The sequence below is a fragment of the Kitasatospora sp. NPDC004531 genome (assembly GCF_053602195.1).
On record NZ_JBSGDD010000057.1, the window covers coordinates 26,869 to 49,442 of the forward strand.

The window sequence follows — 22,574 nt, forward strand, 5'->3', positions numbered from 1 at the left end:
GCTCGTCGGCATGCCGGTACTCGACCCGAATCCCCAGGGCGGCCAGAAGAAGCTGCTGCAGATGCTCGCCGTGATCGGGGGGATCGTGGTGCTGCTCGCGATCATCGCCACCGTCGCCCAGAGCATGGGCTGACCCGGGGCCGGGCTGCCACCCGCAGGGGTGGCAGCTTCCCGGACCCCGCGCCCGGGCGGCGGTTTTCTGCGAAGCTCTAGGGGTATGAGCGCCGACACTCCTCGTAGGATCATCGTTCTCCGCCATGCTCGGGCCGACTGGCCCAACCAGGTCGACGACCACGACCGCCCGCTGGCCGACCGCGGGCGCGTCCAGGCCACCGAGGCCGGCCGCTGGCTCGCCGACTCCGGCGTCAACCCCGACCACGTCCTGTGCTCCGCCGCGCTGCGCACCCGCGAGACCTGGAAGCTGGTCGCCCACGAGCTGCCCAAGCGTCCCCGGAAGACGGTCTACGAGGACCGGGTGTACGAGGCCCAGCCCGGGCGGCTGATCGAGGTGATCCAGGAGACCCCCGAGGAGCACACCGACCTGCTGCTGGTCGGCCACAACCCCGGCGTGCTCGGCCTGACCCAGGTGCTGGCCGGCGACGAGGGCGACGCCGAGGCGCTGAACCGGATGCGGCTGAACGGCTTCCCGCCCGCCGCCGTGGCGGTGCTCAGCCTGGACAGCCCGTGGAAGCTGGTCGAGCCCGGCGTGGCCCGGCTGGAGTCGTACTTCATGCCGCAGGACTGAGCGGACGCGAAAAAAGGGGGGCGGGATCCCGCCCCCCTTCTCCGTGCGGCCGTCAGTCGTCGGTGGGCGTGCCGTCCAGCTCGTCGGCCGCCTCGACCTCCTCGCGGGTGACGCCCAGCAGGTACAGCACGGTGTCCAGGAACGGCACGTTGACGGCGGTGTCGGCCTGCTCGCGGACCACCGGCTTGGCGTTGAACGCCACGCCCAGGCCCGCCGCGTTCAGCATGTCCAGGTCGTTGGCGCCGTCGCCGATCGCCACCGTCTGCTCCAGCGGCACCCCGGCCTGCTCGGCGAACCGGGCCAGCCAGCGGGCCTTGCCGGCCCGGTCGACGATCTCGCCGGTGACCCGGCCGGTGAACTTCCCGTCCACCACCTCCAGGGTGTTGGCGGCCGCGAAGTCCAGGCCCAGGCGCTCCACCAGGTGCTCGGTGACCTGGGTGAAGCCGCCGGAGACGATCGCCACCTGGTAGCCGAGCCGCTTCAGGGTGCGGATCAGGGTCCGGGCGCCGGGGGTGAGCCGGACCTCGGAGCGGACCTTCTCGGTGACCGCCGCGTCCAGGCCCGCCAGCAGCGCCACCCGGGCCCGCAGCGACTCGGCGAAGTCCAGCTCGCCGCGCATCGCCTGCGCCGTCACCTCGGCGACCTGCGCCTCGCAGCCCGCGTGGGCCGCGAACAGCTCGATCACCTCGTCCTGGATCAGCGTGGAGTCGACGTCCATCACCACCAGGCGCTTGGCCCGCCGGTGCAGGCCCGAGCGGACCACCGCGACGTCCACCCGCTGCACCGCGGCCTCCACCGCCAGCACCGCGCGCAGCTCCTCGGTGGGCACGCCGGAGATGGTCAGCTCGACCGCCGTCACCGGGTACTTGGCCAGGCGGAACACCCGGTCGATGTTGCCGCCGGCCTCCGAGACCCGGGCCGACAGGGCGGCCACCGCGGCCGCGGTCAGCGGACTGCCGAGCACCGTGACGTGCGAACGGCCCTCCCGGCGCGGACGGTTGTCGCCGGTGCCGGAGATGATCTCGGCCTGCAGCCGGTGCTCCTCGGCCCAGCGGTGCACGGTGACCCGCAGCGCCCCCTCGGCGCCCGGCGCGGGCGGCGGAGTGACCAGGGCGCACAGCGTTATCCGGCCACGGGTGACCACCTGCTCGATGTCGATCACCTCGACCCCGAAACCGGCGAGCTGGGCGAACAGGCCCGCGGTGATACCCGGGCGGTCCTTGCCGAACACCTTGACCAGCAGCGTTCGCTCGGTGTCGGGGCCCACGGGCGGCGCGGCGGGAAGGGCCTGGGCGGCGGGATCTGTTGCGTTCATGGTGCCCCCCACGCTACCCGGAGCAGGTCCGCCCGAGCCGCCCGCGTCCGGGTCGTGGGACGCCCGGCGGACACCCCACCAGGTACGCGGGCTGTCGCCGCGCGGTCACAGAACCGTGTCCCGGCTTTCGAGCACGCCCCCCCGGCTGGAATGATTCCCCCCGTCAGATGCAACATCCTGGGGGACCGGAGAGCGGGGCGGGCGGAGAGTTGCCGCAACTCGTACTTGAAATCGACGGCCGGCAGCGGGTACTCGAACCCGGCCGTGCCTACACCATCGGCCGTGACCCGGCGTCGGACTTCCCGTTCGACGACGCCAGGGTCTCCTGGCGGCACGCCACCATCGCCTTCGACGGCGCGGCCTGGCAGTTCACCGACCACGGCTCCACCAACGGCACCTTCGTGGCCGGCGCCCGGGTCCAGCACACCGGCGTCCACCCCGGCACCGTGGTGCACCTCGGCAACGGGCAGAACGGCCCCCGGCTGGCGTTCACCGCGCCCGCCGGCGCGCCCGTGCCCGGGCAGGGCGGGCCGATGCACGAGGCCGTCACCAGCCGGGCCCCCGGCCCGCAGCCGCCGTTCCAGCAGCCGCCGTTCGGGCCCGGGCCGTCCGCCGCGCCCGGCCACCGGCCGCCGGCGGTCGAGCAGCCGATCCCGCAGGGCTGGGACGCCCCCACCCCGCGGCCCGGGTTCCCGCAGCAGCAGGGCTTCACGCCGCCGCAGCAGCAGCAGTTCCCGCAGGGCTTTCCGCAGCAGCAGGGCTTCCCGCCGTCGCAGGGCGGCGCGGCCGCGCCCGTCCCGCAGCCGCCGTTCCCGCACCAGCAGCAGGCCGCGCAGCAGCAGTTCCCGCAGCCGCCCGTGCAGCAGCAGTTCCCGCAGCAGCACCCGGCCCCGGCCGCGCAACAGCACCCGGCCCCGGCGCCGCAGCAGCAGCCCGGCCCGGCCGGCGGCCTCGGCAGCCCGACCATGGTCCGCAGCCTGAGCGGCGGACGGACCATCCGGATCGGCCGCGCGCTGGACAACGACATCGTGGTGTCCGACCTCCAGGTCTCCCGGCACCACGCCGAACTGCGCCAACTCCCGGACAGCCGCTGGGAGATCGTCGACCTCGGCAGCCACAACGGGATCTTCCTGAACGGCCAGCCGACCCGCCGCCAGCTGATGGGCCCGCAGGACCGGCTCACCGTCGGCCACTCCTCCTTCGTGCTGGTCGGCGACCAGCTCCAGGAGTTCGTCGACAACGGCGCCGTCACCTTCTCCGCCCACCACCTGACCGTCGAGGTCGACTTCAAGGGTGGCAAGAAGACCCTGCTCAACGACGTCTCGTTCTCCGTCCCGGAGAAGTCGCTGGTCGCGGTGATCGGCCCGTCCGGCTCCGGCAAGTCCACCCTGCTGCGCGCCCTCACCGGCTACCGGCCCGCCGACCGCGGCGACGTGCTCTACGACGGCCGCAACCTGTACCGGCAGTTCGCCGAACTGCGCTCGCGGATCGGCCTGGTGCCGCAGTCCGAGATCCTGCACAAGGAACTCACCGTCCGCACCGCCCTCAAGTACGCGGCCCGGCTGCGCTTCCCCGGCGACACCGAGGCCGCCGAGCGCGAGCGCCGGATCGACGAGGTGCTGTACGAGCTGCGCCTCGACAAGCGCGCCGACAACCGCATCACCGCCCTCTCCGGCGGCCAGCAGAAGCGCGTCTCGGTGGCCCTGGAACTGCTCACCAAGCCCTCGCTGATCTTCCTGGACGAGCCGACCTCCGGCCTCGACCCGGGCATGGACCGCGAGGTCATGCAGACCCTGCGCGGCCTCGCCGACGACGGCCGCACCGTCCTGGTCGTCACCCACTCGGTGGCCGAACTCGCGCTCTGCGACCGGCTGTTGGTGATGGCCCCCGGCGGCTCGGTGGCCTACTTCGGCCCGCCCGCCGAGGCCCTGCACTTCTTCGGCTACGAGACCTGGGCCGACGTCTTCCAGGCCTTCGAGAACTACCCCGACCACGACTGGGCCGGCCGCTACCGCAACTCGGTGCACCACCAGAAGTACTCGGCCAACGTGGACGCCGCCGTCACCCAGGCCCAGCCCAACGCGCTCACCCAGCTGCGCCCGCCCAAGCCGCAGAGCTGGGGCTCCCAGCTGTGGACGCTGATCCGCCGCTACCTGGCGGTGATCGCCTCCGACCGGGGCTTCATCCTGCTGTCACTGCTGCTGCCACTGGTGCTCGGCGCGGTCTCCGCCGTGATCCCCGACAAGTGCGGCCTGGCGCCCTGCGCCAGCAACGGCCGCAACGACGTGGCCCGGCTGATCCTGATGGTCGTCGCGTTCTCCGCCTGCCTGTCCGGCTCGGCGAACTCGGTCCGCGAACTGATCAAGGAACGGGCGATCTACGAACGGGAACGCGCCACCGGCCTGTCCCGGACGGCGTACCTGATGTCGAAGATCATCGTGCTGGGCGCGATCAGCTTCCTGCAGGGCGGCATCATCTCCGCCATCGCCTTCAAGGTCCGCACCCTGCCCGCCGAGGGCCTGCTGCTCAAGCACCTGCCGGCCGCCGAGATGGCGATCGGCGTGATCCTGCTCAGCTTCACCTCGATGATGGTCGGCCTGGCCATCTCCTCGCTGGTGAAGACCGCCGAGAAGACCATGCCGCTGCTGGTGATGTTCGCCATCGTGCAGATGGTGTTCACCGGCGCGATCTTCCAGCTGTTCGACAAGCCCGGCCTGGAGCAGTTCGCCTGGCTGATGCCCGCCCGCTGGGGCGTCTCCGCCAGCGGCAACACCCTCGACCTGGCGCACATCTCCCCGGTCGTGGTCGTCAAGCCCCCGGAGACCGGCCCCTACGACACCCTGTGGGACCACTCCGCCGGGATCATGTTCCTCAACTGGTTCATGATGATCGCCATCTCCGTCGGCCTGGCCTTCGCCATCCAGCGCTTCCAGAAGCGCCACGAGCCCGAGGTCATGCAGAAGGGCTGAGCGCCCGTACGACGAAGGGCCGGGGGAGCGCGCTCCCCCGGCCCTTCGTGTCGTCAACTGCGTTTCCCCAAAGCGGTTGTGGCGTGCGGAACCGGTCCAGCAGAATCGGCGGGGTGGCCGACTATGTGGAATTCGCGCTGGATCCCGGTGTCTCCGTCCGAGTGCGCGCCTACCCCGCGCCGCCCGCCGCGGCGGCACTCGCCGACACCGAGGCCGACGAGGAACTGCCGCCCGGCTACTCGGGGGCCGTTCCGGTCAGCAGCCCCGCCCGCGCCGCGGACCGGGTCGCGGCACTGTCCCGGGACGCGCTGCGGTTCGCGCTGAGCCCGCTGGGCCCGCTGCTCCAGGAAGTCCACGACACCCTCGCCGCCGTGCCCAACCGGCCGCAGGAGATCTCCGTCGAGTTCGGCGTGCAGCTGGGATCCGACCTCAAGCTGGGCATCGTCGGCGGCAGCGCGGAGGCGAGCCTGACGATCTCGGCGAGCTGGAAGCTGGCCGAGCCGGCGGCCCCGGCCCAGACCCCGCCCGGTCAGCCGCACCGACCTGCATGACCTGGTTCGAGCCGGTCACGGGGGACGTCGAGGACGCCTTCCGATCGGCCCTGGTGTCGGTCCGCCGCCGGACGGACGGCAAGTTGGCGGGCGGCGGGATCTGCCTCGGCGGCCGTTACGTGCTGACCTGCGCCCACGTGGTGAACGAGGCGCTGGGGCGGGACCAGATGGACCCCGGCGAACCCGAGGGCGCCACCGTCCAGGTGCGGTTCACCGACGGTTCCCCGGACGCCGCCGAGTACGGGTGGGCCGAACTCGCCGAGTGGATCCCGCCCACGCGCCGCGACGGGAGTCCCCCGGTGCTCGGCCGCGACACCATGTGGGAGGGCGACTTCGCGATCCTGGTGCTCACCGCCGACCCGCCGCGGTCGGTGCGCGCCCCGCAGTGGCGGGAGTTGACCGCCGGCCAGCGGCTGCGGGCCTGGTACGGCACCGGCCAGGCGGTGAGCGCCGTCGACGGCACGGTCAAGATGGTGCTCCAGCACGGCGCCTACCTGGAGTCCGACACCACCCCGAGGTCCATCGGCCCGGGTTTCAGCGGCGGCCCGCTCTGGTCCCGGGCCGACCGGGCCGCGACCGGCCTGGTCGCGGGCGCGCTGACCGGGGCGGGCAGCGGACTCACCTTCGTCATCCCCTGGCAGAAGATCGTCCGGCAGTCCCGGCTGCTCCGGGACGCCGGGCCGGCCGGGGCGGCAGCCCGGACCCCGGCGGCCCCGGACCCCGAACTGGTCGGGCTGATGACCGACGCGCTCACCGACCTCCTGCGCGGCAGGGCCGAACTCGCCGCTGCGGCCCGGGCGGTGTGCGGGAAGCTGGACCTGGCGGTGGGCGCGGACGGCACCGCGCCGGGGGCCGAGGAGTTCGCCGAGTTCCTGCTGGGCTGCCCGCGCGCGGCCGCGGCGCTCGTCGAACACTTCTGGGAGGAACACCGGGAGCAGCAGGCCGTCCGGCTGCTGGAGGTGTGCCACGAGGTCGACACGCCCCGGATCCTGTCGCCGCTCGGCCACCGGAAGCTGATCGGGCTCCTCGACGACCTGCACACGGCGCTGCCCGGCCGGCTCCCCTCCGACCGGGCGGTGCTGGCGGCGCTCCGCATCCCGGTGCCGGACCGGATCGGCCGGGGCCGGGCCGGCCGGCTGCGGACGGTCGACGAACTGGAGGCCCGGCGGGCCGAGCCGGGACGGGTCTTCCCGCTGCTGCGCTACGTCGAGCACCTGGCGTCCGCGCTGGTCCGCCGGGACGACACCGAACCGTACGGGAAGCGGCTGAGGCGCTGGTCGCAGCGGACCGCCGGACAGCACGGCATCCCCGAGGCCGGGCTGCTGGAACAGCGGGCGGTGGCCGACGAGTGGGCGGCCACCGCCGCCGCGCCGACCGGCTCCCCCCGGGTGGTCGTCCGGCTGGGCCGGTACGAGCACGGCGGGCCCGGATCCCCCGCCCGGTTCCGGCGGAGCCTGTGGGTGGACCGGGGCGACGGCACCCTGATCGCGGCCGGTCCGCCGGACGACCGCCCCGTCCCCCCGCACCAGGTGGCCGCGGAGGTGCTCGCCCTGGTCGGCGACCTCGCGGGGGAGGGTGACCTCCAGCAACCGGAACCCGCCCTGGAGGTCTTCCTGGAGCAACGGGAACTGAGCCTGCCCGTCGAGGAGTGGGCCGTCGCGCTCTCCCCGGCCTCGACCGCGCTGGGCGGACCGGAACCGCTGGGCGTCCTGCTCCCGCTCGTGGTCCGGCTGGACGGCGAACTGCCCCCCTACCTGGTCCGGCAGCGCCCGCGCGAACTCGCCCGCCGCTGGCAGATCGGCGCCGCCGGCGAGCCCCTCGACCTGGGCGAGGCCTGCACCATGGCGAAGCACGCCGTCGGGCAGGCCCGCAGCAACCCCGACACCGGCTGGGCGGTGATCCGCGGCGGCACCGCGGCCCGCCGGACGGAACTGGCCGCGGCCTGCCTCACCGTCGGCATCCCCATCGTGCTGTGGGACCGCTCCGCGATCGGTGCGATCCCCGACGACTTCCTTGCGGAGCTGGTGCGCGACCGCCCGCAGACCGACGCGCCCGAGCAACTGCGCAGGTACCGCGCGCTCGCCTACGGGTTCCACGACCGGCACGCCCTCAAGCCGGTGCTCGCGTGGGAGGACCCCGGCCGGCCCGGGCCGCGCGCGCTGCCACTGACCGCTCCCGACGACCGGCCCCGGTGGGAATGCCCGTCGGACCGCCAGGAGGAACCGCGATGACGAGCGAGAACCAGCCCGAGACCCGGCCCGAGCGGGCGCTCCCCGAGTGGCGGCTGTTCCGCGGCGACCGGGTGGCCCGCGAGCCGCAGCTCCCGCCCGCACCCGGCTGGCGGCGCTTCGGCGCCGGCGCGGGGCAGCAGGCCGAGCGGTACGTCATCACGGACGACCAGGTCGACGTGGTCAACGCGGCGATCCACCTGCGCCGGCCGCTGCTGGTCACGGGGAGCCCGGGCACCGGCAAGACCACGCTGGCGCACGTCGTCGCGCACGAACTGAGCCTCGGCCCGGTCCTGTACTGGGCGGTGAACAGCCGCTCCACCCTGCAGGACGCCCTCTACCGGTACGACGCCGTCGGGCGCCTGCGCGAGACCCACATCGCCCGCGAGCTCGGCGCCGAGGAGTCCGGCATCGAGACGTTCGTCCGGCTCGGTCCGGTGGGCACCGCGCTGGTCCCGCGGCCCCGGCCCCGGGTCCTGCTGGTCGACGAGCTCGACAAGGGCGACATCGACCTCCCCAACGATCTGCTGGCGGTCTTCGAGGAAGGCACGTTCGAGATCCCCGAGTTGGCGCGGCTGCCCGAGGACCAGGCGGTGCAGCACGTCCTCACCGCCGACGCCGGAGAGCGCGCCGAGGTGGTCCGAGGCGTCGTCACCTGCACCGAGTTCCCGCTCGTGGTGATCACCAGCAACGCCGAACGCGAGTTCCCGCCGGCCTTCCTGCGGCGCTGCGTCCGGCTGAACCTGCCCGACCCGAGCGAGGAGCGGCTGCGCGAGGTGGTCGCCTCCCACCTGGGGCCGGAGGCGATGGCCGAGGCGGAGGACGTGCTGCGCGCCTTCCTCGCCAGGGAACCCGGCGGGCTCGCCACCGACCAGCTGCTGAACGCGGTCTTCCTGCGCGGCGCGGGCCTCGACATGTCGGCCAACCACCTGATCGCCGCGGTCCTGCACCACCTCGGGGGCACCGGATGACCCCTGCGCCGGCGGACGGTGAGGCAGCCGCGCTGCTGACCCGGGCGCTCCAGGTCCTGACGGCCGCCGGCGTCGAGCTGTCGGCCGAGGAACTGCTCGATGTGCTCTGGCTGGCGCCGCGCCTGCCCACCGGAGCGGACGCGCCGCTGGCAGCCCACCGGATCGACCGGTCCGGCGACGCGGCCGCCCCGGCCGGCGACCCGCGGGGCGCCGCTTTCGACCAGGGCCTCCCGGTCGGCCACCGCGGCTTCCGGCGCCCCGTGCACGCGGCGTCCGCGCCGACGGAGGACGAGCTCGCGCTCGATCGCTCCGGCAGCGCGGGCCGGCTCGCCCGGGTGCCCGGAATCAAGGCCATCGACGACCAGCTGCTGCTCGGCCGCGCCCTGCGCCCGCTCAACCGCCGCCGTCCCGTCCCGCGCGCGACCGAGGTGGACGAGGCGGCCACGGCAGCGGCCTGGGCCGACGCCGGGCTGCCGGACGTGGTGTTCCGGGTCTCGGCGGAGCCCTGGCTGAACTGCGCCGTCGTCGTGGACGACGGGGTGTCGATGCTGCTGTGGCAGCGGCTCGTCACCGAACTGGAGCAGCTCCTCGCCCGCGCCGGAGGCTTCCGCACCGTCCGGACGTACGGACTGCGCTGCCGCGGCACCGGCCCGGTGCGGGTGGTCGGCGCCCCCTTCGCCCCGTCGAGCCGCGCCCTTCCGGCCGGCTCGCTGTGCGATCCCACCGGCCGGACCCTCGTCCTGGTGGTGACGGACGGGGTCGGGCGGGCGTGGCGCGACGGCCGGATGCGGGCGGTGCTGGACCGGTGCGCGGCCGTCGGCCCGGTGGCGGTCCTGCACACCCTGCCGCGCCGGCTCTGGCCGGGCGGCGCCGTTCCGACCCGGGCCCGGTTCGTCCGGACGGCCGGCCGCGGCGGCCCGAACACCGCCTGGCGGGTGGAGGGCAGCCGGGGCCGCCACCCGGCGCCCGTCCCGGTCGTCGAACTCACCCCGGCCTCGCTCGGCGACTGGGCGACCCTGCTGGCCAGCGACGGCGGCGAGGCCAGGCTCGACCTCTGGCAGCCCGCCGGGCCCGAGGCCGCGGCCGATGCCGCGCCGCGGACCCCCGAGCCCGAACTGGCGGTGCTCGACCGGTTCCGCTCGGCCGCCTCGCCCGGGGCGTACCGGCTGGCCGCCTACTTCGCCGCGCTGTCCCCGCTCAGCGTCCCGGTGATGCGCCTGGTGCAGGACGCGGTCGCCGGGCGGACGGCCGCGGACACCGCGATGCTGGCCGAGGTGCTGCTCGGCGGACTGCTCCGCCCGGCCGGCCAGGACCGGGCCGAACTCCCGCAGCAGTGGCGGGAGTTCGACTTCGACCCGGAGGTGAAGCACGCGCTGACCGAGGCCTTCCCGCGGGCCGAACTGCTGGAGGTGCGCCGCTCCGTCAGCCGCCGGATCGACCTGCTCGCGGGGCGTACGGCGCAGTTCCCCGCCTGGATGGCCGGTGGCGCGCCCACCGGCAGGACCGTCCGGGGGGCGGCGTTCGGCACGGTCGCGGTGGACGGTCCCGTTCCCCAGGAAGCCGCCGAGCAGGAGGAGTTCGCCGACCGGGAGGAGTTCGCCGAGCAGGCCCCCGGGCCGAGCCCGACCGCCTCGAAGGCGCTGGAACGGGCGCTCCGAACCCCTCCTGCGGTGAGGGATTCGACCGCGCGGCCGTACTTCTACCTCAGCTACGCGCACACCCCGCGGACGAATTCCAGAGGTGCGGCGGATCCGAACCTGTGGGTGGCGAAGCTGTACCAGGACCTGTGCGAGGCGATCCTGCAGATCACCGACGCGCCCGCCGGGCATCCGATCGGCTTCATGGACCGCTCGATGCACGAGGGCCAGGGGTCGGCCGAGCGGTTGTCCCGGGAGCTGGCCACCTGCCGGGTGTTCGTGCCGCTGTACTCGCCGCGGTACTTCAAGTCCGAGGCGTGCGGCCGCGAATGGCACCTGTTCACCCGGCGGTCGGTCTACCAGCGCCGCCCCACCGCGGAGCGGATGACCGGCATCGTGCCGGCGCTGTGGGTGTCGATGGACCACCACCAACTGCCCCGGGTGGCCGGCGAACTGCACTTCGACCACGAGAGTTTCGGCGACGACTACGCCGCCGAGGGCCTGTACGCCCTGATGAAGATCGCCGCGTTCAGCTCGCAGTACCACACCGCGGTGTGGCGCCTCGCCCAGCGGATCGTGGACGTCGCCGAGCAGACCGTCATCCCGACCGGCCCGGTCCTCGACCTGGAGTCCCAGCCGTCCGCGTTCGAGACCCGGCCGTCCGCCCTGGAGCAGGACCGGCTGGTGATCGCGGTGTTCTCCTACCGGCAGCCGGAGGTGCCGCCGCGGCGCGACGGCGCCTGGTACGGCGAGCAGCGCACCGACTGGCAGCCGTTCCGCCCGGACTCCGGCCGGCCGCTCGCCCAGGACGCCGCCGACATCGCCCGCAGCATGGGATTCCAGCCCGTCGTGCGGGAGTTCGAGGAGGTGGCGGAAGAGCTGCTGACCGGCGTTCGCCCGCCCGTGCCGTGCGTCCTGCTGGTCGACCGGTGGGCGCTCCTCGACGGGCGGCGGGCCGAGGCGGTGCGGCGGCTCGACCGGCGCGGCCTCGGCGCGGTGGCCGTCGTCGAACCCTGGAACCGCGAGGACCGGCAGAGCCGCGACCACGAACGGATGCTCAACAGGATCGGCGACAACATCCTGGCCGTCAGCCGCTACGCCCCGCCTCAGCAGGGCGACCCGCCCACCCGGGACGGCCCCGGCAGCCTGGAGGAGTTCCGCGGGGCGATGGAGCGAGCCGTCATGCGCGCCTCGGCCGCCCACGGGCGGTACCCGGGCGGATCCCACCCCGGCCGGCCCGTCCGTCCCACGCTCCCCGGCCCTTCGACGTAGGTCCCCCGCCCGAGGCGCGGGCCATGATCGCGGCGGTAGCGTGGCCGCATGGAAAGCCCCGGGTGCGACCCCTCGCTGGAGGGAATCGAGGCGGTCAGCGCCGCCGTACTGGCGATGAGCCGGCCGCTCGAAGTCCGCGAGGTGCTGCGCCGCATCACCGCCTCCGCCCGCACCCTGCTCGGCGCCGAGTACGCCGCGCTCGGACTGCCCGACGACCACGGCGGGTTCGCCCAGTTCGTGGTGGACGGCGTCAGCGACGAACAGTGGCAGGCCATCGGCCCGCTGCCCCGCCAGCACGGCGTCCTCGCCTCGATGCTGCACGACCGCGAACCGACCAGGCTGCGGGACGTCCACACCGCGCCCGACTTCGGCGGCTGGCCCGAGGCGCACCCCGACATGACCGACTTCATCGGCATGCCGATCCTCGACGAGGGCGAGATCGCCGGGGCCCTGTACCTGGCCAACAAGCCCGGCGGCTTCACCGAGCACGACGAGGCCCTGCTGCGCATCCTGGTCGCGCACGCCGCCCTCGCGCTCGGCAACGCCCGGCTGTACGAGCGCAGCCGCGAACTCACCCTGTCCGGCGAACGCGCCCGGATCGCCCACGACCTGCACGACGCCGTCTCGCAGAAGCTCTTCTCGCTGCGCCTCACCGCCCGCGCCGCCGCCACACTCGTCGACCGCGACCCGGCCCGGGCCCGCGACAACCTCGCCGAGGTGGCCCGGCTGGCCGCCGAGGCCGCCGACGAACTGCGCGCAGTGGTGGTCGAGTTGCGCCCCGCCGCGCTGGAGGAGGACGGCCTGGTCGCCACCCTCGCCTCGCAGACCCAGGTGCTGGACCGGGCGCACAGCGCCAGCGTGCGGTTCACCGCCACCGGGGTCCGCGCGCTGCCCGCCGGGCAGGAGGCGGCGGTGCTGCGGGTCGCTCAGGAGGCGCTGCACAACGCGCTGCGGCACGCCCAGGCGAGGACCGTCACCGTCACCCTGACCGGCACCCCCGGCCGGGGCGCGAAGCTGTCCGTCGCCGACGACGGCCGGGGCTTCGACCCCGAGTCGGTCCGCCGGGAGGGCCGCCACCTCGGCCTGGTGTCGATGCGCGACCGGGCCTCGGCCGTCGGCGGCCGGCTCACCCTGGATTCCGCCCCGGGCCGGGGCACCCTGGTCGAACTGGAGGTCCCCGGTGCCTGACACCGTGTCACCGATCCGCGTCCTGCTGGTGGACGACCACCAGGTGGTCCGGCGCGGCCTGCGCACCTTCCTGGAGGTGCAGGACGACATCGAGGTGGTCGGCGAGGCCGCCGACGGCGCCGAGGCGGTGGAGCGGGCCGGCGAGCTCGCCCCCGACGTGGTGCTGATGGACCTCAAGATGCCCCGGGTGGACGGCATCGAGGCGCTGCGGCTGCTGCGCGAACAGGGCAATCCCGCCAAAGTGCTGATCGTCACCAGCTTCACCGAGCACCGCACCATGGTCCCGGCGCTGCGGGCCGGCGCCGCCGGCTACGTGTACAAGGACGTCGACCCCGAGGCGCTGGCTGGCGCGATCCGCTCGGTGCACGCCGGCCACGTCCTGCTCCAGCCGGAACTCGCCGCCGCCCTGCTCGCCGAGGACGCCCCCGCGCCCCCGCAGGGGCGCGGCGGCAGCCTCACCGACCGCGAGCGCGAAGTCCTCTCGCACCTCGCCGACGGCCGCTCCAACCGGGAGATCGCCCGGGCGCTGCATCTGTCCGAAAAGACCGTGAAAACACATGTTTCGAACATTTTGATGAAGCTGGACGTCGCGGACCGCACCCAGGCGGCGCTGTGGGCGGTCCGCAACCAGGGCTGAGTCAGCCCCGCTCGTCCACGATCGCGTTGTACGCCGCCACCTGCGCCCGCCGGGCGGTGCGGTCCAGCGGGGCGAGGATCTCCCGGCGGGTGGCCATCTCCGAGGCGGACACCGCCGCGCCGTGGCCGCCCGCCGCGATCCCCAGCAGCGCCGACACCTGCCGGGCCGACTCCAGCACCCGCACCGCGCGCTGCGGGTAGCCCGGCGCGAGCAGCTCCTGGTGGCCGCGCCGGCGGAAGCCCTCCAGGGCGCGCAGCGTCTCCGGTCCGGCCCCGGCCACGTCCAGCCGGGTCAGCATGACGGTGGCCTGCCGCAGGCCGTCCGCGAGCTCGCGCTCCGCCTCGTCCAGCGAGGGCACGTCCGCGGGCAGCGCGTCGTTGACCGGCAGGCACTGCCACAGCACCCGCACGCCCTGGTCGCCCTCCGGGCCGTACACCTCGACCTCCGGCACCAGCCCGTACGGCACGCCCACCGCCAGGACGGCCTCCCCCGCGCCCAGCGCCAGCGCGTTGAACGCCGGCGGGCCGGTCAGCCCCAGCGGGTGCCCGGCCACCGGCAGCGCCAGCCGCAGGCCCTTCGCGCCCAGCACCCGCAGCTTCCCCAGCGCCCAGGTGAGGCCGTGCAGCGCGTCCGGTTCGTCGCCGGGCAGGCCGGTCACCCGGTGGGCGTCGTCGATGCCCTGGACGGCGGTGGCGGCGTCGTCGGGGGAGCAGGCACCGGCCAGCAGCGCGTTGCCCCAGGCGGTGAGCCGCCCCGAACGAGGCTCTTGATACGGATTGTCGGCAGGAGTCGCGAGCATCGGACCAGCCTACGGACAACGGGGCCGGGCGGGTGGCGTAGGTTTGGCCTGACACAGGTTGGACCGCACCCCGAGGACCTTCGCGCAGGTTCCACGGACGGCCGGATTCTTGCATTTGGGGAAGGCGTAGGCATGAGCGACGTGCTGGAGCTGGTGGACGTTTCCGTGGTCCGGGAGGGGCGCGCACTCGTCGATCACGTGTCCTGGACGGTCAAGGAGGGCGAGCGCTGGGTGGTGCTCGGCCCCAACGGCGCGGGCAAGACGACGCTCCTGCAGATCGCCGGCGCCTACCTGTTCCCGACCTCGGGGCAGGCCGTCGTGCTCGGCGAGAAGCTCGACCAGATCGACGTGTTCGAGCAGCGGGCCCGGATCGGCCTCGCCTCCGCCGCCATGTTCGACAAGCTGCCGGGCAACCAGACCGTACTGGAGAGCGTGCTGACCGCCGCCTGGGGTCTGACCGTGCACGGCAAGGAGACCTACGACCGGCCCGACGAGGCCCGCGCCCTGGCGCTGCTCGACCGCCTCGGCATGGCCGGCTTCACCGACCGCAAGTTCGGCACCCTCTCCGAGGGCGAGCGCAAGCGCACGCTGATCGCCCGCGCCCTGATGACCGACCCCGAACTGCTGCTGCTGGACGAGCCCGCCGCCGGCCTCGACCTCGGCGGCCGCGAGGACCTGGTGCGCCGCCTCGCCGCCCTCGCCCAGGACGAGTACGCGCCGTCCATGGTGATGGTCACCCACCACGTCGAGGAGATCGTCCCCGGCATGACCCACGTGCTGATGATCCGCCAGGGAAAGATCATGACGGCCGGTCCGATCGAGACCACGCTCACCGCCCGCAACCTCTCGCACTGCTTCGGCCTGCCGCTGACCCTGGAGCAGCGCGGCGACCGCTGGACGGCGCAGGGCCTGCCGCTCGGCTGACGGCCGAATCCGGACCAAGCGGGAACCGGTCGCACACCTGGCCGGTTTCCGCACCCCCACCTGCGGGAAGCTACGCCTGAAGAGCTCGAACTTCCCTAGGATGGACGCGTGGACGGCTGGATCTGGTGGCTGCTGCTCGCAGTGGGCCTGGGCATTCCGCTGGTGGTGACCGCGATGCCCGAATTCGCCATGTTCGCGGTCGGCGCCGGCGCGGCCGCCCTGACGGCCGGCGTGGGCGGCGGCGTGGTTCCGCAGTTCCTGGTGTTCGTCGGAGTGTCGGCGGCACTCCTGCTGTTCGTACGCCCCATCGCCTACCGCCAGTTGAAGCAGGGCCCGCGCTACCGCACGGGCGTGGAGGCGCTGACCGGCGCCACCGCAGTCGTACAGGAAACAGTCGACGGAGGGGAGGGCGGCCGGATCAAGCTCAACGGCGAGATCTGGTCCGCCCGCGCGCTCCACCCGGGATCGGTCTTCGAACCCGGCCAGCAGGTCGACGTCGTCGAAATCCAGGGCGCGACCGCCCTGGTCGTCTAGGGGAGAAGCGTTGGAACCCGTCCTCATCGTGCTGATCGTCCTGGTCGTGGTGGCCTTCATCGCCCTGATCAAGACGATCCAGGTGATTCCGCAGGCCAGCGCCGCGATCGTGGAGCGCTTCGGCCGTTACACCCGCACCCTCAGCGCCGGCCTGAACATCGTGGTGCCGTTCATCGACACCATCCGCAACCGGATCGACCTGCGCGAGCAGGTCGTCCCGTTCCCGCCGCAGCCGGTCATCACCTCGGACAACCTGGTCGTCAACATCGACACCGTCATCTACTACCAGGTGACCGACCCCCGGGCCGCGACCTACGAGGTGGCCAGCTACATCCAGGCCATCGAGCAGCTCACCGTCACCACGCTGCGCAACATCATCGGCTCGATGGACCTCGAATCCACCCTGACCTCCCGCGAGGTCATCAACGCCGGCCTGCGCGGCGTCCTCGACGAGGCCACCGGCCGCTGGGGCATCCGGGTCAACCGGGTCGAGCTCAAGGCCATCGAGCCGCCGACCTCCATCCAGGACTCGATGGAGAAGCAGATGCGCGCCGACCGCGACAAGCGCGCCGCCATCCTCACCGCCGAAGGCGCCCGGCAGGCCCAGATCCTGCGCGCCGAGGGTGAGAAGCAGGCCGCCGTGCTGGCCGCCGAGGGCGAGGCCCAGGCCGCCGTGCTGAAGGCCGACGGTGAGGCCGCCGCGATCCGCACCGTCTTCGAGGCCATCCACGAGGGCGACGCCGACCAGAAGCTGCTCGCCTACCAGTACCTGCAGACGCTGCCGCAGCTCGCCCAGGGCGACTCCAACAAGCTGTGGATCATCCCCAGCGAGGTCGGCGACGCCCTCAAGGGCCTCGGCGGCGCCTTCCAGGGCATGGCCGGCGGCGGCAACGGCGCGGCCCCCGCCGCCCCCGTCGTCCCGCCGACCGCCGCCCGCGTCCCGGTCGACCCGGCCAACGCCCCGCGCCCGGTGGACACCGAGCACAAGAACCTCCGCCCGCGCGTCGAGCCCACCCGCGAGTACCCGAAGATCGACGAGTAGTCGGCCCCGCCGTGCAGGCCCCGCCCCCCAACGGGCGGGGCCTGCACGCGTGTTGGGACGGTGCCGGAATCCGGACGCCCCTGGCCAAAGGCCGCGGCGCTCCGGCATGATCGACCGGCCCGACAGCAGCGATCAAGGGGAAAGCAGATGACACTCTGGGAAGGCCTCGCCGTCCTGCTCGCCGGCACCGCCGCCGGCACCATCAACGCCATCGTCGGCTCCGGCACCCTGATCACCTTCCCCGTCCTGCTCGCCATCGGCCTGCCCCCCGTCACCGCCAACGTCTCCAACACCCTCGGCCTGGCCCCCGGCTCGCTCGCCGGCGCCATCGGCTACCGCGCCGAACTCGCCGGCCAGGGCCGCCGCCTGCTCCGCTACGGCACCGCCTCGCTCATCGGCGGACTCGTCGGCGCCGCCCTGCTGATCGTCCTCCCCGGCAAGGCCTTCGACGCCATCGTCCCCGTCCTCATCCTCACCGCCCTGGTGCTCGTCGTCGTACAACCCCGGGTCGCCCGCGCGATGGCCGCCCGCCGCGCCGCCGGCACCCTGCCGCCCGCCACCGACGGCGGACCGCTGCTGCTCCTGCTGATCGCCCTCACCGGCGTCTACGGCGGCTACTTCGGCGCCGCCCAGGGCGTCCTGCTGCTCGCCCTGATGGGCATGCTGCTCCCCGACGGCCTGCAGACGATCAACGGCATCAAGAACGTCCTCGCGCTGATCGTCAACGGCGTCGCCGCGGTCTTCTTCGTCCTCACCTCCACCGTCGACTGGACCGCCGCCCTGCTGATCGCCGTCGGCTCCACCCTCGGCGGCATGCTCGGCGCCAAGGTCGGCCGCCGCCTGCCGCCGGTCGCGCTGCGCACCCTGATCGTCCTGGTCGGACTCGCCGCCGTCACCAAGCTGCTGTTCCTCTGAGCCGTCGTAGGCTCGGCCCGACAGCCGCCGCAGCACCCGGACGGAGAACGCCATGAGCCGCACCCGCCTCACCGAGGACCAGATCACCGCCGCCCTCGCCGACCTCCCGCACTGGACCCGCGCCGGCGAGTCCCTCACCCGCACCGCCGAGACCGCGAGCTTCCCCACCGCGATCCGGGTGGTCGACGCCGTCGCCGAACAGGCCGAGGCCCTCGACCACCACCCCGACATCGACATCCGCTGGCGCACCCTCACCTTCGTCCTCAGCACCCACAGCGCGGGCGGCCTGACCGGCCTCGACTTCACCCTCGCCCACCTGATCGACCAGGCCCTCGACGCCGCCGCCTGACCGATCGCGCGAAGCCCCGGCCAAAACCCGTCCCCGGGGCGTGAGATGCTGGCTGCTTGCCAGACCGCAGTCGGGACGGACGGAACGCATGGCTCAGGAACCTTCGACCCCCGGGTACGACCAGCAGCAGCCCTGGTACCCGCAGCCGCAGCCGTCCTACGGCGACCAGCAGCAGGCGTACGGGCAGCAGCAGCCGGTCAACGGCGAGCAGCAGGCCTACGCCGAGCAGCAGCAGGCCTACGGCTACCAGCAGCCCGAGGGGTACGCCGACCCGGCCGCCCAGCAGCAGCTCTACGGCCGCCCCGACCAGGGCTACCAGCCGCAGGAGTACGCGCAGGCGTACGGTCAGCAGTCCGGCTGGGGCGACCAGCAGACGTACGGTCAGCAGCCGCTCTACGCCGACCAGCAGGCCTACGGCTACCAGCAGCCCGAGGGGTACGCCGACCCGGCCGCCCAGCAGCTGTACGCCCCGGCGGACCCGTTCGCGCAGCCCGAGGCGGTGACGCCGCTGACGCCGCACACCTTCGAGCAGCAGCAGCCCGCCGCCGATCCGGCCCCGGCCACCGCCGCCGACTACCCGCAGACCAGCGACGCCGACCCGTTCGCGCCCGGTGCCTCAACCACCGCCGCGGCCACGGCCGTTGACGAGGACGCGGCCGAACGGCCGGCCGGCGGGATGGCCGCCCGGGCCCGCGCCGCCGTCACCTCCGGGCCCGGCGCGCCCAGCAAGCGCGGCCTCGCCATCCGGATAGGCGCCGGCGTCGCCGCCCTCGCCGTGCTGGCCACCGCGGCCGTGCTCGCCACCTCCGACGACGACAGCGGCGACCAGGCCGCCGGCAAGGGCAGCCAGGGCGCCGCCCAGAACATCGCCGTCGCGCACACCAAGGCCTGGACCGCCGGCGACCCGGCCGCCGGAGCAGCCCAGGGCCCCGACGACACCCTGGTCGGCAGCTGGCTGCTCGCCGACTCCGTGGTCCGCGCCGACGCCACCGGCGTGCACGCCTACAACCTCGCCGACGGCAAGCCCGGCTGGTCGCTGTCCGCGCCCGCCGACAACGCCGTCCCGTGCGGGATGTCGCCGGGCGTCAACTCCGCCGGCCTCGGCGCCGTCGCCTACCGCGTCAGCGCCGACCCGAACAGCGCGTGCACCATCGCCGCCGCCGTGGACACCAAGGCCGGGAAGATCACCTGGTCCAAGACGCTGTCCGACGCCAAGGAGAAGTACGCCACCCACGTCGCCGTCACCGACGACAAGGTGATCGCGGTCGGCGACGACAAGGCCTCCGCCTGGTCCGCCAACGACGGCGCCGAGGCCTGGCAGTACACCGGCCAGGGCAAGTTCTGCAGCCTCTCCGGCAGCGCGGGCGCCAACACCGTGGTGCTGCACAGCAACTGCGCGGACTCCACGCCCGGCGACCAGGCCGTCGTCCTGAACACCTCGGACGGCAAGGTCAAGTACTGGCGCGGCCTCAACAACCAGCCGAAGACCGTCACGGTGCTCTCCGCCGAGCCCGCCGTGGTGCTCACCACCGGCAACCAGCCGTCCGACGACCGGGTGTTCGCCTGGGGCGCGGAGGGCGACCCCGGGGTGGAGATCCAGCTCGCCGTCGAGGGCGGCGGCCGCCTGGACGTCGCGCGCGGCAGCTTCGCCGCCGTCCCCGGCGTGTTCTTCCAGGGCAGCACCATGTTCGCCGCGATCGTCCCCGAGGGCGGCGGCAACCCCGGCGGGATCGCGGCCTACGACCTGGGCACCGGCAAGCAGCAGTGGCACACCCCCATCGCCGAGAAGGGCAAGGCGCACCCGGCGGGCGTCGACAGCAGCGGCCTGCTGGTCGCCGTCGACGAGCGCGCCGACCAGCCCGCGCACCTCAGCCGCTTCGCGCTGGCCGGCGGCCAGGAGACCCAGGGCGGGGCCTTCCCGCAGGGCACCGGCTCGCTGCTGTCGGCCGGCCGGGTCCTCACCGCCGCCGGGCACGTGGTCGCCGTCCCCGAGCACGCCGCCAACTTCGGCATCGCCACCGGCTTCACCAGCAAGAGCTGACCGACTGCCCGGCTCTCCGCCCGGTTCTCCGCCCGGTTTTCAGCCCGTACGACGACGGGCCCGACCTGTCCCCTGATCAGGTCGGGCCCGTCGGCCTTTCACGCGCCCGCCGGCAGCCAGGCGGCGAGCTCCCCCAGCTCACCCGCCCGCAGCCCGAGCGCGAGCATCAACGTCGCCTCCGGCGTCGGTTCGAACGGTCGGCGCAGCAGCCGCATCCCGGCCTGCTCGGGCGTCCGGTCCGCCTTGAGCTGGTTGTCCTCCGCGCAGGCCGCGACGGTGTTCAGCCAGCTGTCCGCACCACCGCGCGAGCGGGGCACCAGGTGGTCCACGGTGGTGGCCCGCCGCCCGCAGTACGCGCACCGGTGCTGGTCCCGGGCCAGCACGCCCCGCCGCGACCACGGAGCCTGTTGTCGGAACGGCACCCGCACGTACCTGGTCAGCCTGATCACCCGCGGCACCGGCACCTGCACCCCCGAGCCGCGCACCACCCGCAGCGGATGCGCCTGCTCGACCACCGCCTTGTCCTGCAGGACCAGCACCACCGCACGGCGCAGCGGCACCGTGGTCAGCGGTTCGTAGCTCGCGTTCAGGACAAGGGTGTTGCGCATGACGGGCCACCTCCGGTGCTCGCTCCGCCGGTCGGCGGTGGCACCACTGTGAAGGCCCGCCCCGCCCCGAACAACGGAATTTCCGTCCCACCCACCGACCTGTCCCCGAACCCGCAGGCCGCGACCGCGTAGGCTCTACCCCGCTGGACCCGTCCAGGCGCGCGACCCACCGGGCCGCACCGCGCCGGACCCACGACCGAAGGAGACGCGGGACCGTGACCGACATCGTCGACGAGCTGCAGTGGCGCGGGCTGATCGCCCTGTCCACTGACGAGGACGCACTGCGCAAGGCGTTCGCGGACGGCCCGGTCACGTTCTATTGCGGCTTCGACCCGACCGCGCCCAGCCTGCACCTCGGCAACCTGGTCCAGATCCTGACCATGCGCCGCATCCAGCAGGCCGGCAACCTCCCGCTCGGCCTGGTCGGCGGCGCCACCGGCCTGATCGGCGACCCCAAGCCCACCGCCGAGCGCGTCCTCAACGACCCCGAGACGGTGGCCGGCTGGGTCGAGCGCCTGCGCGGCCAGGTCTCGCGCTTCCTCGACTTCGAGGGCGAGTTTGCCGCGCGCATGGTCAACAACCTGGACTGGACGTCCGGAATGTCGGCGATCAGCCTGCTCCGCGACGTCGGCAAGTACTTCCGGGTCAACAACATGATCGCCAAGGAGGCGGTGGCCCGGCGCCTCAACTCCGACGCGGGCATCAGCTACACCGAGTTCAGCTACCAGATCCTGCAGGGCATGGACTACCTGGAGCTCAACCGCCGCTACGGCTGCACCCTGCAGACCGGCGGCAGCGACCAGTGGGGCAACCTCACCGCCGGCACCGACCTGATCCGCAAGGCCGAGAGCCGCTCCGTGCACGCCCTCGCCACCCCGCTGATCACCAAGGCCGACGGCACCAAGTTCGGCAAGACCGAGTCCGGCACCGTCTGGCTCGACCCCGAACTCACCACCCCCTACGCCTTCTACCAGTTCTGGCTGAACGCGGACGACCGGGACGTCGCCAAGTTCCTGCGCATCTTCTCCTTCCGCAGTCGCGAGGAGATCGAGCAGCTGGAGCGCGACACCGCCGAACGCCCCGCCGCCCGCCTCGCCCAGCGCGCCCTCGCCGAGGAGCTCACCACCCTCGTCCACGGCGCCGAGCAGTACGAGCGCGCCGTCGCCGCCTCCAAGGCCCTCTTCGGCCAGGGCGACCTCGCCGACCTCGAACCCGCCACCCTGGCCGCCGCCCTCGCCGAGGTCCCCAAGGCCACCGTCACCGAACTCGGCCAGCTCGTCGACCTGCTGGTCGAATCCGGCCTGGCCCCCAGCCGCTCCGGCGCCCGCCGCACCATCAAGGAGGGCGGCGCGTACCTCAACAACGCCAAGGTCACCGACGAGGAGGCCGTCGCCACCACCGACGACCTGCTGCACGGCCGCTGGCTCGTCCTCCGCCGCGGAAAGCGCAACCTGGCCGCGGTCGAACTCGCCGGCGCCTGAGCGCGGTTGGCTTGAACTGCACCGCAGTTGACCTGCGGTACACACGTCGAAGGGCCGGATCCAGCCAGATCCGGCCCTTCGAGGTTTGACTCGGCCGTTGTGGTGACCTACCGTAGTCCGAGTCGCCTGAACCGGACGTGACCGGGAGGCGGCCCCCCAAATCCTGATGAGCGACTTGGTCGCGCGTCCATTCGAAAGTCTGAGTGGAAATGCGGACCGAATAACTCTGCTAGAGTTCGGGAGCGCCGAAAGGCGAAAGCGAATCGGATCGAATGAAACTCCGGAAAACGGAGCGGAAAACATCTGATAAGCTGGAAACACGAAAGAACGAAGCGCCCGGAGGGCTGGTCGGAAGGCCGCTCGAAGGA

19 protein-coding genes are annotated in these 22,574 nt (G+C 73.5%); 16 read left to right on the plus strand and 3 right to left on the minus strand.

From position 1 onward, the window contains the following. The first annotated feature begins 10 nt into the window (after window positions 1-10). Window positions 11-133, plus strand: coding sequence for an SGM_5486 family transporter-associated protein (locus tag ACWEMJ_RS22055; RefSeq protein WP_452138796.1), 123 nt, complete (start codon window positions 11-13; stop codon window positions 131-133). Between the two features lie 84 nt (window positions 134-217). Continuing rightward, entirely contained in the window at window positions 218-745 is a 528-nt protein-coding gene (locus ACWEMJ_RS22060) for a SixA phosphatase family protein (protein ID WP_452138797.1), read from the plus strand. Between the two features lie 52 nt (window positions 746-797). Here ACWEMJ_RS22060 and serB read toward each other — a convergent pair whose 3' ends face one another. Next, window positions 798-2,060: a phosphoserine phosphatase SerB gene (serB, locus tag ACWEMJ_RS22065; protein WP_452138798.1), complete on the minus strand. Its 1,263-nt coding sequence runs from the start codon at window positions 2,058-2,060 to the stop codon at window positions 798-800. Window positions 2,061-2,269: 209 nt separating this feature from the next. On the opposite strand from serB, the gene ACWEMJ_RS22070 reads away from it, so the two are divergent. From ACWEMJ_RS22070 to ACWEMJ_RS22100, 7 genes are all read left to right on the plus strand, one after another. Then, complete coding sequence (locus ACWEMJ_RS22070) at window positions 2,270-5,029, plus strand: FHA domain-containing protein (protein WP_452138799.1); 2,760 nt, start codon at window positions 2,270-2,272, stop codon at window positions 5,027-5,029. A 113-nt stretch (window positions 5,030-5,142) separates the two neighbouring features. Next, window positions 5,143-5,580: a CU044_2847 family protein gene (locus ACWEMJ_RS22075; RefSeq protein ID WP_452138800.1), complete on the plus strand. Its 438-nt coding sequence runs from the start codon at window positions 5,143-5,145 to the stop codon at window positions 5,578-5,580. After that, window positions 5,577-7,811: a VMAP-C domain-containing protein gene (locus tag ACWEMJ_RS22080; RefSeq protein ID WP_452138801.1), complete on the plus strand. Its 2,235-nt coding sequence runs from the start codon at window positions 5,577-5,579 to the stop codon at window positions 7,809-7,811. Before ACWEMJ_RS22075 ends, ACWEMJ_RS22080 begins: the two co-directional genes overlap by 4 nt. Continuing rightward, window positions 7,808-8,779: an AAA family ATPase gene (locus ACWEMJ_RS22085; RefSeq protein ID WP_452138802.1), complete on the plus strand. Its 972-nt coding sequence runs from the start codon at window positions 7,808-7,810 to the stop codon at window positions 8,777-8,779. Before ACWEMJ_RS22080 ends, ACWEMJ_RS22085 begins: the two co-directional genes overlap by 4 nt. After that, complete coding sequence (locus ACWEMJ_RS22090) at window positions 8,776-11,688, plus strand: TIR-like protein FxsC (RefSeq protein ID WP_452138803.1); 2,913 nt, start codon at window positions 8,776-8,778, stop codon at window positions 11,686-11,688. Before ACWEMJ_RS22085 ends, ACWEMJ_RS22090 begins: the two co-directional genes overlap by 4 nt. 48 nt (window positions 11,689-11,736) lie before the next feature. Beyond that, complete coding sequence (locus tag ACWEMJ_RS22095; protein WP_452138804.1) at window positions 11,737-12,876, plus strand: GAF domain-containing sensor histidine kinase; 1,140 nt, start codon at window positions 11,737-11,739, stop codon at window positions 12,874-12,876. Further along, window positions 12,869-13,513: a response regulator gene (locus ACWEMJ_RS22100; protein ID WP_452138805.1), complete on the plus strand. Its 645-nt coding sequence runs from the start codon at window positions 12,869-12,871 to the stop codon at window positions 13,511-13,513. Before ACWEMJ_RS22095 ends, ACWEMJ_RS22100 begins: the two co-directional genes overlap by 8 nt. Window position 13,514: 1 nt before the next feature. Here the strand turns inward: ACWEMJ_RS22100 and ACWEMJ_RS22105 are convergent, their stop codons facing one another. Then, entirely contained in the window at window positions 13,515-14,312 is a 798-nt protein-coding gene (locus ACWEMJ_RS22105; protein ID WP_452138806.1) for a hypothetical protein, read from the minus strand. 132 nt (window positions 14,313-14,444) lie between these two features. Between ACWEMJ_RS22105 and ACWEMJ_RS22110 the strand changes: the two genes are divergently transcribed. The 6 genes from ACWEMJ_RS22110 (at window position 14,445) to ACWEMJ_RS22135 (ending at window position 20,117) form a co-directional block, all read left to right on the plus strand. Next, on the plus strand, window positions 14,445-15,236 hold the full coding sequence (locus ACWEMJ_RS22110) for an ABC transporter ATP-binding protein (RefSeq protein WP_452138807.1): 792 nt from the start codon (window positions 14,445-14,447) through the stop codon (window positions 15,234-15,236). A 120-nt stretch (window positions 15,237-15,356) separates the two neighbouring features. Beyond that, entirely contained in the window at window positions 15,357-15,770 is a 414-nt protein-coding gene (locus ACWEMJ_RS22115; RefSeq protein WP_452138813.1) for an NfeD family protein, read from the plus strand. Between the two features lie 25 nt (window positions 15,771-15,795). Then, window positions 15,796-16,812 (plus strand): SPFH domain-containing protein, encoded by a 1,017-nt coding sequence (locus ACWEMJ_RS22120; protein WP_452138814.1) that lies wholly within the window; start codon window positions 15,796-15,798, stop codon window positions 16,810-16,812. A 147-nt stretch (window positions 16,813-16,959) separates the two neighbouring features. Further along, on the plus strand, window positions 16,960-17,727 hold the full coding sequence (locus tag ACWEMJ_RS22125) for a sulfite exporter TauE/SafE family protein (RefSeq protein ID WP_452138808.1): 768 nt from the start codon (window positions 16,960-16,962) through the stop codon (window positions 17,725-17,727). A gap of 52 nt (window positions 17,728-17,779) precedes the next feature. After that, window positions 17,780-18,076, plus strand: a complete 297-nt coding sequence (locus ACWEMJ_RS22130) for a 4a-hydroxytetrahydrobiopterin dehydratase (RefSeq protein ID WP_452138809.1) — start codon at window positions 17,780-17,782, stop codon at window positions 18,074-18,076. An 88-nt stretch (window positions 18,077-18,164) separates the two neighbouring features. Next, window positions 18,165-20,117, plus strand: a complete 1,953-nt coding sequence (locus tag ACWEMJ_RS22135) for an outer membrane protein assembly factor BamB family protein (protein WP_452138810.1) — start codon at window positions 18,165-18,167, stop codon at window positions 20,115-20,117. A gap of 98 nt (window positions 20,118-20,215) precedes the next feature. On the opposite strand, the gene ACWEMJ_RS22140 is transcribed toward ACWEMJ_RS22135, so the two are convergent. Next, window positions 20,216-20,725 (minus strand): HNH endonuclease, encoded by a 510-nt coding sequence (locus ACWEMJ_RS22140; protein WP_452138811.1) that lies wholly within the window; start codon window positions 20,723-20,725, stop codon window positions 20,216-20,218. A 215-nt stretch (window positions 20,726-20,940) separates the two neighbouring features. On the opposite strand from ACWEMJ_RS22140, the gene tyrS reads away from it, so the two are divergent. Continuing rightward, window positions 20,941-22,206, plus strand: coding sequence for a tyrosine--tRNA ligase (gene tyrS / locus ACWEMJ_RS22145; protein WP_452138812.1), 1,266 nt, complete (start codon window positions 20,941-20,943; stop codon window positions 22,204-22,206). Window positions 22,207-22,574 lie beyond the last annotated feature (368 nt).